13 protein-coding genes are annotated in these 12618 nt (G+C 44.8%); 6 read left to right on the forward strand and 7 right to left on the reverse strand.

The genetic code is table 11. From position 1 onward, the window contains the following. Positions 1 to 34: 34 nt before the first annotated feature. From AB6D06_RS10420 to AB6D06_RS10435, 4 genes are all read right to left on the reverse strand, one after another. Positions 35 to 2266: a hypothetical protein gene (locus AB6D06_RS10420; protein WP_372110174.1), complete on the reverse strand. Its 2232-nt coding sequence runs from the start codon at positions 2264 to 2266 to the stop codon at positions 35 to 37. A 431-nt stretch (positions 2267 to 2697) separates the two neighbouring features. Continuing rightward, the gene (locus AB6D06_RS10425; protein ID WP_372110175.1) at positions 2698 to 3036 is read right to left on the reverse strand and encodes a Fis family transcriptional regulator; all 339 of its coding nucleotides are present in this window, start codon (positions 3034 to 3036) and stop codon (positions 2698 to 2700) included. 199 nt (positions 3037 to 3235) lie between these two features. Then, positions 3236 to 4159, reverse strand: a complete 924-nt coding sequence (locus AB6D06_RS10430) for a Gfo/Idh/MocA family protein (RefSeq protein WP_372110176.1) — start codon at positions 4157 to 4159, stop codon at positions 3236 to 3238. A 3-nt stretch (positions 4160 to 4162) separates the two neighbouring features. Then, a complete protein-coding gene (locus tag AB6D06_RS10435; RefSeq protein ID WP_017060928.1) occupies positions 4163 to 4486 on the reverse strand; it encodes a putative quinol monooxygenase in 324 nt (107 codons plus the stop codon). Positions 4487 to 4592: 106 nt separating this feature from the next. On the opposite strand from AB6D06_RS10435, the gene AB6D06_RS10440 reads away from it, so the two are divergent. Next, on the forward strand, positions 4593 to 5450 hold the full coding sequence (locus tag AB6D06_RS10440; RefSeq protein WP_372110177.1) for a LysR substrate-binding domain-containing protein: 858 nt from the start codon (positions 4593 to 4595) through the stop codon (positions 5448 to 5450). Between the two features lie 28 nt (positions 5451 to 5478). Here AB6D06_RS10440 and AB6D06_RS10445 read toward each other — a convergent pair whose 3' ends face one another. From AB6D06_RS10445 to AB6D06_RS10455, 3 genes are all read right to left on the reverse strand, one after another. Then, a complete protein-coding gene (locus AB6D06_RS10445) occupies positions 5479 to 6687 on the reverse strand; it encodes a winged helix-turn-helix domain-containing protein (protein ID WP_017072304.1) in 1209 nt (402 codons plus the stop codon). A gap of 34 nt (positions 6688 to 6721) precedes the next feature. Then, the gene (locus AB6D06_RS10450) at positions 6722 to 7369 is read right to left on the reverse strand and encodes a DsbA family oxidoreductase (RefSeq protein WP_017060931.1); all 648 of its coding nucleotides are present in this window, start codon (positions 7367 to 7369) and stop codon (positions 6722 to 6724) included. A 180-nt stretch (positions 7370 to 7549) separates the two neighbouring features. Then, positions 7550 to 8347 (reverse strand): Cof-type HAD-IIB family hydrolase, encoded by a 798-nt coding sequence (locus AB6D06_RS10455; RefSeq protein WP_017069716.1) that lies wholly within the window; start codon positions 8345 to 8347, stop codon positions 7550 to 7552. A 262-nt stretch (positions 8348 to 8609) separates the two neighbouring features. On the opposite strand from AB6D06_RS10455, the gene AB6D06_RS10460 reads away from it, so the two are divergent. The 5 genes from AB6D06_RS10460 to arsB all read left to right on the forward strand — a co-directional run bounded on the left by AB6D06_RS10460 (position 8610) and on the right by arsB (position 12563). Further along, on the forward strand, positions 8610 to 9773 hold the full coding sequence (locus AB6D06_RS10460; RefSeq protein WP_017064013.1) for a glycosyltransferase family 2 protein: 1164 nt from the start codon (positions 8610 to 8612) through the stop codon (positions 9771 to 9773). Next, the gene (locus AB6D06_RS10465) at positions 9770 to 10432 is read left to right on the forward strand and encodes an START domain-containing protein (RefSeq protein WP_065583761.1); all 663 of its coding nucleotides are present in this window, start codon (positions 9770 to 9772) and stop codon (positions 10430 to 10432) included. Before AB6D06_RS10460 ends, AB6D06_RS10465 begins: the two co-directional genes overlap by 4 nt. Positions 10433 to 10463: 31 nt before the next feature. Continuing rightward, a complete protein-coding gene (locus tag AB6D06_RS10470) occupies positions 10464 to 10871 on the forward strand; it encodes a glycine zipper family protein (RefSeq protein WP_029235181.1) in 408 nt (135 codons plus the stop codon). Positions 10872 to 11063: 192 nt separating this feature from the next. Continuing rightward, on the forward strand, positions 11064 to 11405 hold the full coding sequence (locus AB6D06_RS10475) for an ArsR/SmtB family transcription factor (protein ID WP_372101106.1): 342 nt from the start codon (positions 11064 to 11066) through the stop codon (positions 11403 to 11405). 102 nt (positions 11406 to 11507) lie between these two features. Continuing rightward, entirely contained in the window at positions 11508 to 12563 is a 1056-nt protein-coding gene (arsB, locus tag AB6D06_RS10480) for an ACR3 family arsenite efflux transporter (protein WP_372110178.1), read from the forward strand. Positions 12564 to 12618 lie beyond the last annotated feature (55 nt).

The raw sequence follows: 12618 nt of genomic DNA on the forward strand, positions 1-12618 counted from the left end.
TGCTCTGGTTCGAGAGTGCTCACTCGCATTAGTTCTAATAAAGTAAGAACAGCCCTTCATAACCGCCAATTTCTATTTCACTCACATAGTCACCAACGTTACCGTTAGCATCAACAGGTTTCATTGGAACATCCAGCGCGATGGTGAGTTTTGCCGCGTCATAAAAGCTCGGATTCTTACCGTGGAAATCCGTGCGATACAACACACGACCATTGCTGAACTCTCTCGCTAACACCATGTCCTCAGGGCCACCAGCAACCACCTGATTTTCAGATTGATACATAAAGTACGTGAACGTCGGTAGAACGTGAGTGATACCATTGGGCAGATCAGCATGCACCATTTCGTTCATCGAGGAATCGCCAACGATGGTGTAGTCAGCAGGCTGAGGTGTCGTTGTCGAAAGCATCAAAGGAATCGGCGCAAAGCCATGTGGGATTTGATGACTCGGCTCTCCCAAGTCAACGGCCAATAACGAACTGGGTTGGTAGGCGATGTTTTTAGGGACACCACTTTGCCAGAAAGTGTCAGCCGTCGTATTGCCACTTCCATAGACGTAACCATTGTTCCACTGATTAAAGTAGCTATGTTGAGCGTGTCGATTGAGGTGGTAGATCGCTAGGGTCGAGTATTGGTCTTGCTTCCAATTATCTTCACTATTTCCAAGATACTGAACTCGCCCATAACGCGTTGTCGCCTGAAAAATAACACTTTGCCCATTGTAGGCGAGCGCAGAATTATCCCAGAATTTTGAGATCCCCGAGTAACCACTAAACCCAGTAGACGGAAAAATGTAGTGCTCGCGTAAATACAGAGAGCCCGCCTCGCTAAGATGAGACTGTCCATTTCGACCCAGTAAGTTCGCGGTTCCGATATTCAACCCAATCGACGCATCACTTTCTAAAGCAGATAGATTTTTCAGAAACGCTGAAAATTGTTGCTTGTAGAGATCATCCGCTTGATTCGAACCCGCAACAGCTCCTAACTCTTGAACATGCCCGCCAGAGTGAACATAGAACTGGTTCGAGCCAATGAGTTTATTTGTGTCGTCGTTGTACGCACCATTCAAACCTTGTCTTGCCCAGCTTTGCTTGTAGTAGCGATGAATAGCAGATAGATAATCCGCGTTTGCGACGTTCGTTAGCGACCAAGATGAGTTAGCGCTCCACATTCGACCAAATGGCACCACTCTTGATTCCCAACGAAAACGTGCTGTCGCGTTCTTATTGGTTCGATTTCGATACTCGCTTGGCGACAAGTAGTTATCACCATCTAGGTCTGCAGACACATCAAAACCACGGATTTTTCGCCATTGGCTGATAGCATTGCCGTCCGGGGTTGAAGTCGGAGCATCGGTTAACTTGACGGTTGGAAAACTGTTTTTGAGTTTTACTTCTTTTAAACGCGGCCTGTCGTCGGCATTCTCACTTTGCCAACGAACTCTCACAACGTATAAGCGCCCACCATCTCTCAAAAAGGTTGAACCAAAATACTGGCCGCCGCCATAACTCGCACCGCTCCCATCATGAGTTGTAGCTCTTAACCAGTTATCCGGAAGGTTCCAGATCACCGATTGGTTTTTGGTCATATTGAGCGTTTTGTCTTTCTTTACATCAAGCCTTTCCCATTGTGAAACCCTACCCTGAGAATCAATAGCCGTTGGGTATTCAATCCAGAATTCGCCGCTGCCAGCAAACTGTGAGAACTTAAAGGTCAGCCGTTCGAACTGCTCAGCATGATAGACATACAAAGCCCCGCCCTGTTCGAAATTCTCAAACACATCGGCATCCCACGGAGGCTCTTGATACAGCCAAAAGCCAGCATGGTCTTCATTGGCTGTATAACCCAAGATCATAGGCTTTCGGTTTAAAAGAGTCTTTTCGCCGTGAGTTTTATCAACTTCGGCAATGACAGTATCTTCAGAAAAGTGCAGAAAATAGTCTTCGAAATTGAGGCCTTCTAACTCAGCTTGGTTACGGAGATCGTTCTCCAACCAACCCGAGTTCATCGCCATGACTTGGTTGTACATATAACCAATTGTCGTAGCCCGCTCATTGTCGGCTTTGTCGGCATAAGCTCCGAACACAATATCACTATTGGAAATTTCCCAATCAATGACGGCATTCGTAGATAGTGGAGAGCCCGAAAGATCAACACCAACTTCATGTTGCCCTGGCAGCACAACCGCTGTACCAACAGCAAAAGCGTAACCAGCGATTAAACATGACGGTATGAGTGCGAGCAGCCCAGAAATGAAGGTTTTCATGATTCAAATTTCCTAATCGATACTGTCATGCCTTAAATCACAAGACGAAAAGTCAGCCAACTTACGTGTCAATTTAGGAATCAAAATACGAAAAAAGTATCGACTACATGGCTCTATTGTTCAAGTGCTCGTCTGTCTTGTTTCATCGGTGGCAAGTAAAACGAGCAAATGCCGATTCAAAATCAATGCATTAAGGAAAATATAAGTTTTTGTTATTTTAATTTTATTTGGAAACCAAGTATCTCCGGCTAACGAGAAATCAGCTCAGATTTTCTCAAAATGAGAATAATACGGTTTGGAAGATGAGAAGTTATCAGAGCCTAGAACTCAGAATAGGACTTGGATTTGCTGTATCGAATCTCAGTTTGAGCGCCACACTATTGAAACTCAATTTGGATAGGCTGTCTAAACAAGAACGATGACAACGCACCTTAAAGCCTCTTGTTCCACTTCCCTTGGTGGTCACGGTCGCAATTTTCTTGTGTATCGTAACTAACATGCTTATCGATATTCTTCAGTTGAATCCCAACTTGATTGAACGCTTGTTGAATAGCCCCAGAGGCACTCTGTTGACCTTCGCCACTTAAGAAGTTCGTTCTATCCTGATTGGTATCGAATACACAGACAATTTTCAAACTTTGCGGAAAAGATGAGAAGTTGACCGAGTGAGTCACCCATAAAAAACCATCGAAGCCTTTCAGCGTGTCTTCACAAACGTCAGTTAACACGTCTCTGATTTGATTCTCGATTTTCTTATCTGATTTACGCATGCGGCAAAGGTCCTATTTAACACCTTAAAAAATAAGGTTTTTCGGTCAGTTTCGTACTACCTGATATTGGACACTGTGGCGGTTTCAAATGCAAAGTATTTATTGGGGAGAGTCGACTGGAAGATATAGAGGAAACGCCTCATGTTTGATAGCTTACGAGGCGATCAAACATGAGACGAGTATAGAATTTACTAAAACATTAGCTCGCCGCTTGTTCCCAATCAGTTAATAACTTCATGATTACGCGAGAGTCTTGGTGGGTTGCCATTGGCGCAGCAAGTTGTGTATCACCTTGCGCTTCGACTTTCACTTCACGTGTCGACGTCTCATAGATCTCTACCGTAAACATGTTTTCTGCCGTCGGTAGCCATGGATTAGTATCTAGCGTGATACAGCCTTTGCTGCCTAGGATCGTAAAACCATGCTTTAAACCGTGGTCTTCAGCAGTGTGGATTTGCGCGGTAAAACGGTCGTTGAAAAGCATCATCGCCGACGATTCACAGATATTGCCATCTTCGCCTCGTCGACCGATTGCTGAGATCTGCACGTCATCGAACACGCTCTCACCAAATTGCTGCTGCGCAACAGAGTGAATCAGCGACATTGGGTAACAGCCAAGGTTGTATAGCGCACCTTTGCTCGCAGGATTCACGAACTGATCAATCGCCGCAACGTAGGAACCTTGAATTGAACGCACTTCGCCAATCTCACCAGTTGCCAGTTCTTGATGAAGCTTGGTGATAAGTGGATGGTTTAAATACATCAAACCTTCAGCAAAGAATACGCCCGCTTCTTTCACGGCTAGTAAAGCTTGCTCGGTTTTTTCCATATCTACCGACAAAGACTTCTCACACAAGATCGCTTTGCCTTTTTGATCCGCTTTAATCACATACTCATGATGAACGTGGTTTGGTAGAGCAATGTAGATAATGTCGACCGACTCATCTTCAATCAAGGCTTCATAGTTGTTGAAGGTTCGTGTTGGCTGGTATTGGGCAGCAAACTCATTGAGTGTTTTCTCTGTGCGTCCAGCAACAGCATACAGCTCACTTTGAGCATCGCCTTTAATCGCATCCGCCATTACGCCTGAGATAAAGCTGGTTCCTAGGATTCCCCATTTCATGTCTTAGATCTCCTGCTCTTGTGCTTTGATAGGTCCACGTTGCGTTTCGAATGCTTGAACCAACTCGGTAATATCACGCTCAATAAACGCTTGGGTATGAGGCATCACAAAGTGCTGATTGATCGCCTCGCGGTTTACGTATTGCTCAAGCAAGATCACACGATCGCTTTGGCTTTGATCATAGGTTGCAATTGCTTGTAGGCAGCCCCGTTCGCTTTGCATGTCTAAACAAAACTGTTCGATAGCTTCGAGCGCAGCTGCTCGTTCTATGTTGGTTTTGATCTTAAGTTCGGCAGTAACAAAGATAGTTTCATTCGTTTGAGGCATTGCACGCTCTTATTTTAGTTAATTATCGGTTTGCCATTAATATAATTAACCCCTAATAATTGATAAACTCACGTTTTGTTTATTGTTTATCAACCAAGAGTGTTTAATGGATAAGTTAACTAGCATGAAAGTCTTCGTTTACGTAGTGGAACAAGGCAGCTTTCGCAGCGCCGCCAACCACTTCAACCTGTCGGCGACCATGATCAGTAAACATGTCCATCACCTTGAAGCGAGCCTCAACTCTCAACTGATTCATCGTACTACGCGTAAGCAGTCTTTAACCGATTCAGGGCAGCTCTACTATCGTGAGTGTAAGCGAATTCTCGAAGACATCAGCAATGCAGAGAACCTGATTCAAACCTTAGAAAATCAACCGCAAGGCACGGTAAAAATTAACTGCCCAGTTACCTATGGAAACAAGGTGCTCGCCCCTATCGTGGCCAAATTTCTCGCACATCACCCAACCATCAACGTTGAGCTGATGTTGAATAATGACCTTGTCGACCCTTATTCATCCGACATTGACCTGATTGTGCGGATTGGTGACCTGTCTGACTCCAGTTTAGTCGCTAGATACTTAGGGGAATATGAGATGTGTTATTGCGCGGCGCCCGAATACCTTAACCAACATGCTCAGATCAGAGTATTAGAAGACTTGGCACAACACCCATCGCTTGGATTCAGTTACAGCAGCCAAGCTCCTCACGCCACACCGAATAAAGAACGTGTGCGCTTGATGTCGAATAATGGTGATGTGTTGCGGTATGCCGCCCTGCAGGGTGTGGGCGTGTTGTTGCAACCGACTATCTTAGTCGCAGAAGAGATTGATCGTGGAGCGCTGTTGGAAATCCTACCCGGCATGGCGCCGTTACCAAAGCCGATTCACTTGCTCTACAAAACCAAGCAACTGTCGTTGAAGAACAGAACCTTTGTCGAGTTCTTGTTAGCTGCGTTTGCTGAGTAACTAAGCGCTTTCTAAACAACAAAGACCGCTAGACTGTTTGCCATTGGCTCATCAAGCGCTTGCCAAGATCAGAGGGCGTGGTGTTATGGACGATCATCTCATCACATTGGTTGAACACCATGAAGTGTTTTAGTTCATCGCATAAAGCATGAACCAACAACTCATGGTTTTTAATTCGCTCTTCCACAACCAAGTTACGGATATTGAGCAAACCACTCTTCCTGTCGACCTTGCAATCCATTCGTGCCACCAGCTCACCTTGCCACAGAATCGGTAAGCTAAAATAACCAAACTGACGCTTGGCCTCTGGAACATAGCATTCTAGGAGGTAATCAAAGTTGAACAATGATTGCATTCGCTTTCGTTGAATCAGCAGGTTATCAAACGGAGACAGTATCTTAAGCTTGGTTCTGGAAAGAGGTTGATTCAGCAGTTCAAAAGCACCTGGCAGGACATAGTAATCAGAGCCTTGAATATCTACTTTCAGAACCTGCTTATCTTCAAGCATCTGTTGGAGTGCTCTCTGAATCAAAGGCTTTGTGTTCTTGAGTAGGTAGCTCATTTCCGACGCTATTCCAACTCCGTTAGCCTCTAAATAACGTGTTATCAGATGCTCGATGTACTCTTGTTCTGTCGGCTCAGAGGTATCAATTCCGCTCGGTAAAACTCGCTCGGTTAGGTCATACACCTTATGAAAGTTAACTCGGCTTGGCACCATTAAGTCGCCTTGCATGAACAATGTTTCTAATGCTTGCTTGGCCGGTTTACCGCCCCAACCGCCGGGGTTTGGCCTATCCCCTTCAAAATCTTTCGCCATCAACGGCCCTTCATTCTCAATACGTTTGAGAACATGAGCCATCAGTGCGTCATTCTTTTTATACCAATGCTTGAGCTTACCGCTCGCAAAGCCATTCTTGCGGTGTAGGCTGAATCGGAAGTCACGCATGGGTAAATACGCGGCGGCATGCGACCAATACTCAAATACTTCTCGACGCTCTAACAGCTTATCAAGATGGTTCAGTTGGTAATCTTGATTGCGATTCCAAAGCGTGTGGTGGTGAGCTCGCTGAATCACAGAGATGGTATCAATTTGCACATAGCCAAGGTTTTCAATCGCAGACAACGTGTTCGCCAAAGCGCCCCCATTGCGTTGCTTTTTAGGTGGCAACTTCTTAGGCGGCAGCTTTTGCGAAAGCAATACCAGTTTTTGCGCTTGAGCGAGTGACAGTGATTCCATGAAATTCAGACTCTAATTGATAGCAATGATCCGTTTATGATTCAGCAATAAGCTCTTGAAGAATCTGCTTGTAGGTTTCTACCGTCTGCGCGCCCGTTACTGCACTCTTACGGTTGAACACCACAGTAGGAACCGCAGAGATCCCCATGCGTTGCCATTCAAACTCTTGCGCTTCAATTTGCTTCAAGTTGTCGGTGTTCTTTAGGCGCTTCAGTGCCTTCGTTGAGTCTAAGCCAACCGCTTCAAGCTCTTGTGCAATGACTTCAAGATCGGACAGGTCTTTTTGCTCTGTGAAGTGAGCAGCAAAGAAGCGTAGCTTTAACTCAGTCTGTTTGCCGTGCGCTAGTGCAAAATCGAGAAGTACATGTAGATGACGTGAATTGACCATTCTCATACTGTCATAGAAATTGAAATCGAAACCAACCGCTTGGCCGCGAGCCGAAAGCTGTTCTCGTGAACGTTGGCTCTCTTCTGCGCTAGAACCGTATTTTCTCATGATATGGGCACGCAGGTTTTCGCCCTCTTGCGGCATGTCAGGGTTAAGCTCAAACGGCTGCCATTCAAGTTCAATCTGGTCTTCTAAACCAAGTTCCGCAACGGCTAGCTCTAAGTTTTTGTAACCGACTACGCACCACGGGCACATTACGTCAGAAATAATATCAAGTTGAAGTTTCTTGCTCATAATCATTCCAAATATCGTTACTAAGGCGTATCCAATTCAAAGTGAATACCCATCTTTCTGGTTAGACTACAACAAGCTGAACACTCGTTCAAATTTAACTCAATACAACAGCAGCCAACAAAAAAGCCAACTCATTTTCACGAGTTGGCTTTGATAAAAATCGAATCTAGCTTAAGAGCGTTACGCTAGCAACTTCTCAAGTACTTGGAACACACCCGCGTCAACGTTACTTGGCGCGCCAAAACGCGCGATCTCTTTTAACTTTGGATGCGCGTTTTCCATCGCGTAAGAGTGGTAGCTCTCTTTAAGCATTTCCAAGTCATTTAGGTAATCACCAAAGCTCATGGTCTGCTCGTAAGTGAAACCTAATGTGTTCTGTAGATGTTTAATCGCCGCACCTTTTGACGCTTCAGCGTTCATCACATCTAACCAAATTTTTGCGCTTACAACCACTTGGTAGTTCTCACCGAATTTGGCATCAATAGTTGGGTTCACTTTCTCTTGTGAACCGTCGAAGTGACAGATAGCCACCTTGATGAAATCGTCTTCTACCGCCAGTAAGTCTTCTACTTGCTCACGGCGATGGTAGTACTTAGAGATCTCCGCCAGAGCACGCTCATCTTTGGTTTCGATGTATGCCGATTTCTTACCGCATAGCACCACATGCGCGCCTTCAATAGCTCGAGCTTCTTTAATGATCTCTTTAATGGCATCGGTATCAAGCAAGCAGCTGTAAAGTTCTTGGCCTTTGTGCATCACTAATGTGCCGTTTTCAGCAATAAACATCATGCGATCTTTAAGCGGGGAAAATGTTTCTAGCAAGCTGTAATACTGGCGGCCAGACGCGGCAGCAAAAATAATATCTTGCGCTTCTAAGCGCTCATAAAGATTGAAAAACTCAGGGTCGAGCTTTCCATGCTCATCGAGTAAGGTGCCATCCATATCAGTCGCGATAAATTTGATGTTTTGTTGGGGCATGTCGGGCGTACCTATTATTGGATTATGATCATTCGTTATCTTGAGTAACGGTTCTGGGTTCGATTATATCGCTAGAGTCGCTGGTGAATACAATGCTTATTTTACCGCCTGTCAGTCACTGTTTCACATCTTTCCAAGGCAAACGCTAACAGAAGCGCATTCCAGTTTGAAGGGTTAAGTCCTACATACAAGATGTGCGTTAGATCACACTCCACTATATTCTTTCCCGTCTCTCCATCACTTTATTCCGACCACAGTCATTATGATTTTAGCTATTATTACGACCTTGCTTTGCATCGTTACCGTCAAGTTTCTAATCACACTTGCGAACTTAGAGCGCCATCGTATTCACATTGAACCTAAAATATCGTTCAAAAGAACTGAGTGGCCGACTGTTTCCGTCATTATTCCTGCGCGAAATGAAGAAGACAATATTGAAATCAGCCTTGGCTCTCTATTGAAGCAGAGCTACCCAAAAGACAAGTTTGAAGTCATTGTTGTTGATGACTTTTCTACTGACTCAACCCGTGCAAAAGTAGAAGCATTGATCAGTAAGTTCGACGTTAACGCGCGCTGTATTTCAGGTAGAACGTTACCGACCGGATGGCTTGGTAAGAGCAATGCATGTATGGCTGGCGCACTCAACGCGAGCGGTGAATATGTGTATTTCATTGATGCAGATACCGATTCAGCACCCGCGATGCTACAGAGCGTTATCGACTTTGCTATCCAACAAAAAACTGATCTCTTATCGTTTAATCCAAAACAAACTTTTGCGTCTGTGGCAGAAAAAGCGACCTTGCCGGGCATCTTTCTATCGATCGCATCTTATATGAACTTTAAAAACTCGAACGACATGACTAAGGAAGAAGCGATTGCTAACGGTCAGGCGATGTTGTTTACCCGAAAATCCTACGACGCAGTCGGTGGACACGCCGCAGTAGCAAACGCGATATCGGAAGACATCGCCTTTGCAAAAGTCATGAAGGTCAATGGATTTAAGATTTTCTGGGCATTTGCAGACAAACTAATGAGTACGCACATGTATTCAGACTTCAACTCAATCTGGGCTGGCTTTTCCAAAAACATGAATCTTATTGTGAATTGTCAATCGCAAGCACAAGCTTTAAAAGTCTTCATCAAAGCCAACATCATCGCATGGGCGGGACCGCTTTTGATGCTGGTATCGGCGAACGCCTTCATCAGTGACATGTCTGCCATTCATGCTTATTCGCTCATTGTCAGCTCTGTGATGCTCTTGGTGTCGATCGTCACCTACTTCATTTTGGTTAAGGAACTGTTTGTTCCCGCAAAATTTGCGTTAACCGTACCCTTCGGTATTTGTGTTCAAAGCCTACTCGTGCTGAACAGTTACCGCTTATCTAAAACCAATAAAATCAGCTGGAAAGGGCGCTCATTAACATGATGAATAAGATTATTACTTTGCTTCTTCTTGCTTGTTCAGTTTCGGTGTTTGCATCAGACACCGATGGCTGGTCACTGGCACGCGATAAAAAAGGCATCGAGGTTTATAACCGTAAAATTGAAGGCAGTCACTTTAAAGAATTTCGAGCAGAAGGCGACATCAACGCGTCCCTCACTTCTATTATCGCACTCTTTATCGATACCTCTGTTGGCACGCAATGGGTAGAAAACATCGATGACATGGAAGAAATAGAGCATTTTAGTGCGGCGCACACGATCACCAAAACCTATACCAAGGCACCTTGGCCGGTTGCCGATCGTGAAGCTATCGTAGAGAACGTCATCACTCAAGATCCAGAGACGATGGTTGTCACCATTGATCAGCATGGTAGGCCTGATTACCTGCCAAACAATAATAAAAAAATCATCAGAGTGGCTGAATTAGAGGCGAGTTGGATCCTGACACCAATCGACGAAAACACCACCCATATCTCTTATCGAGTATTGAGTGATCCAGGTGGCGATATTCCGTATTGGCTCATTAACATGGTGGCCGTTTCTCAGCCTTACAACACGCTTCGCGGGTTATCTAAGATGTTGGATTCTGGTGAGTACACCGATCGTCGCCTTGATTTCATCGAGAACTACACGTCACTTTAACAATGCAATGAATACTCTAGAGGTCTATATTGTGAAATTTCCATTCTCTCCAATCGCAGCGATATTGCTTGTAGCATCAAGTTCAGTATTTGCTAATCAAATCATTGTCGATACTAAAGGTGTTGATGAAACACAGTATCACGCCGATCTGTATGAATGTGAGCAATACGCTCAACAAGTGAAGCCTGAAGAGGTCGATTCTCTTGGCAGCGATATTGTCGGTTCAACCGCTAAGGGTGCAGCGCTGGGTGCGGTTGGTGGAGCCGTCTCTGGCGGGAGTGGTCATGATGGTGCAAAAATTGGTGCTGGCATCGGTATTATCAGCGGCGCTTTAAAGCACGGTGCTCAAAAAAGACAATCCGCCGAGCTATCTGAGCAGCAGAAGTTTCAAGTGAATCGTAACTGTATGATCAACCGAGGCTATACCGTTCTTAACTAGCGGATAACCGAGCAAAATGGCGTTTAATCGATGTTCACGCCATTTTGCGTAGCTGAGTCAAAGCAGAGTTCAACCATAGTCCCTGAATCGCCACCTTAAAGTTCGTTCAAATAGACAGTGAGCATTGACCCCTATTTAAAATAGGCTTATCATTAATCGTCTTTTAACGATTAATGAAGGTGAGACGTCAATATGAACTCAACTTGCTCGACATCTGGTGGCTGTTCTCTGCCCATCGAACACGGTGATGCTAAAGCAGAAAAGCAAATGGCCGCACTGGCGAAAGCACTCGCTCACCCAGCAAGAATACGTATATTGAGTATCCTTTCCACGTTAGAAAAATCGGGCGGCTGCTTGAACAGTGATCTGGTGAGTGAATTGGGTTTAGCTCAATCAACGGTATCAGAGCACTTAAGAATATTGAAAGCCTCAGGTTTTATTACGGCTGAGTCGATTCCGCCGAAGATGTGCTATCGCATTAACCGAGATAATATTCAGCAATTTGAATCGCTTATCGACACCATTTTAAAATAGATTAACCACGCTTAGTTTGTCGAACACAATAAACTAAGCGTATTTTTTGCCTTTAAATATCGTTTTTCGACGATTAACGATAGCAACCAAAGAGATAATATAATGAAACCAAAATTAGGTTTTCTCGATCGCTACTTAACGCTGTGGATCTTCATCGCCATGGGCATTGGTGTACTGCTTGGCACCTTGTTCCCACAAATCGAACAGTGGAACGAATCAATGTCTGTTGGCACAACCAACATTCCACTGGCAATTGGCCTTATCCTAATGATGTACCCACCTCTGGCTAAGGTTAACTACAACCTGCTAGGCACCGTGGTAAAAGATAAGAAAGCGATCAAACTATCTTTGATCATGAACTGGATCGTTGGTCCAATTCTGATGTTTGTATTGGCACTAACTTTCTTGGGTGATCACCCTGGTTACATGGTTGGCGTGATTCTGATTGGTCTTGCTCGTTGTGTGGCAATGGTTCTAGTTTGGAACGACATCGGTGGCGGCAACAAAGAGTACGGCGCGGCATTGGTTGCTCTAAACAGTGCATTCCAAGTGGTGAGCTACAGCTTCATGGCGTGGCTATTCATCAGCGTTCTTCCACCAGTATTTGGTTACGAAGGCATGTTGGTTGATATCTCGATGATCGACATTGCACACAGTGTACTTATCTACCTAGGTATCCCATTCCTAGCGGGCTTCCTAAGCCGTAAGATCCTTGTGTCGATGAAAGGCGAGCAGTGGTACAACGACGTATTTATTCCACGCATCTCTCCAATCACACTGATTGCACTACTGGCGACTATCGTTCTGATGTTCAGCCTGAAAGGTGAAATGATTGTTGAACTGCCAATGGACGTTCTATTAATTGCGGTTCCACTGACTATCTACTTCACTGCGATGTTCTTCATCAGTTTCTTCATCGGTAAAAAGATGGGCATCGAGTACGACAAGAACGCATCAATTGCATTTACAGCAACAGGTAACAACTTCGAGCTAGCGATTGCCGTGGCTATCTCAGTATTCGGTATCAACTCAGACCAAGCGTTTGCAGGCGTTATCGGTCCACTGATTGAAGTCCCTGTGCTGATTTACCTTGTGAACGTGGCGCTTAAGATGAAAGACAAGTACTACAACGGTCAGACGGTTAAACCTAGCGTATAGCATCTACGTCTACACCTAGAACTAGAACTAACAAAAAGCAGCATCACTTTGAACA

It is taken from the genome of Vibrio sp. 10N.239.311.G01 (assembly GCF_041465805.1).
GTDB lineage: Bacteria > Pseudomonadota > Gammaproteobacteria > Enterobacterales > Vibrionaceae > Vibrio > Vibrio crassostreae_C.

Bases quoted from the DNA above. Each gene is read 5' to 3' on its own strand.
- AB6D06_RS10420 (WP_372110174.1), bottom strand. From the start codon at position 2,266: ATGAAAACCTTCATTTCTGGGCTGCTCGCACTCATACCGTCATGTTTA.
- AB6D06_RS10425 (WP_372110175.1), bottom strand. From the start codon at position 3,036: ATGCGTAAATCAGATAAGAAAATCGAGAATCAAATCAGAGACGTGTTA.
- AB6D06_RS10430 (WP_372110176.1), bottom strand. From the start codon at position 4,159: ATGAAATGGGGAATCCTAGGAACCAGCTTTATCTCAGGCGTAATGGCG.
- AB6D06_RS10435 (WP_017060928.1), bottom strand. From the start codon at position 4,486: ATGCCTCAAACGAATGAAACTATCTTTGTTACTGCCGAACTTAAGATC.
- AB6D06_RS10440 (WP_372110177.1), top strand. From the start codon at position 4,593: ATGGATAAGTTAACTAGCATGAAAGTCTTCGTTTACGTAGTGGAACAA.
- AB6D06_RS10445 (WP_017072304.1), bottom strand. From the start codon at position 6,687: ATGGAATCACTGTCACTCGCTCAAGCGCAAAAACTGGTATTGCTTTCG.
- AB6D06_RS10450 (WP_017060931.1), bottom strand. From the start codon at position 7,369: ATGAGCAAGAAACTTCAACTTGATATTATTTCTGACGTAATGTGCCCG.
- AB6D06_RS10455 (WP_017069716.1), bottom strand. From the start codon at position 8,347: ATGCCCCAACAAAACATCAAATTTATCGCGACTGATATGGATGGCACC.
- AB6D06_RS10460 (WP_017064013.1), top strand. From the start codon at position 8,610: ATGATTTTAGCTATTATTACGACCTTGCTTTGCATCGTTACCGTCAAG.
- AB6D06_RS10465 (WP_065583761.1), top strand. From the start codon at position 9,770: ATGATGAATAAGATTATTACTTTGCTTCTTCTTGCTTGTTCAGTTTCG.
- AB6D06_RS10475 (WP_372101106.1), top strand. From the start codon at position 11,064: ATGAACTCAACTTGCTCGACATCTGGTGGCTGTTCTCTGCCCATCGAA.
- arsB (WP_372110178.1), top strand. From the start codon at position 11,508: ATGAAACCAAAATTAGGTTTTCTCGATCGCTACTTAACGCTGTGGATC.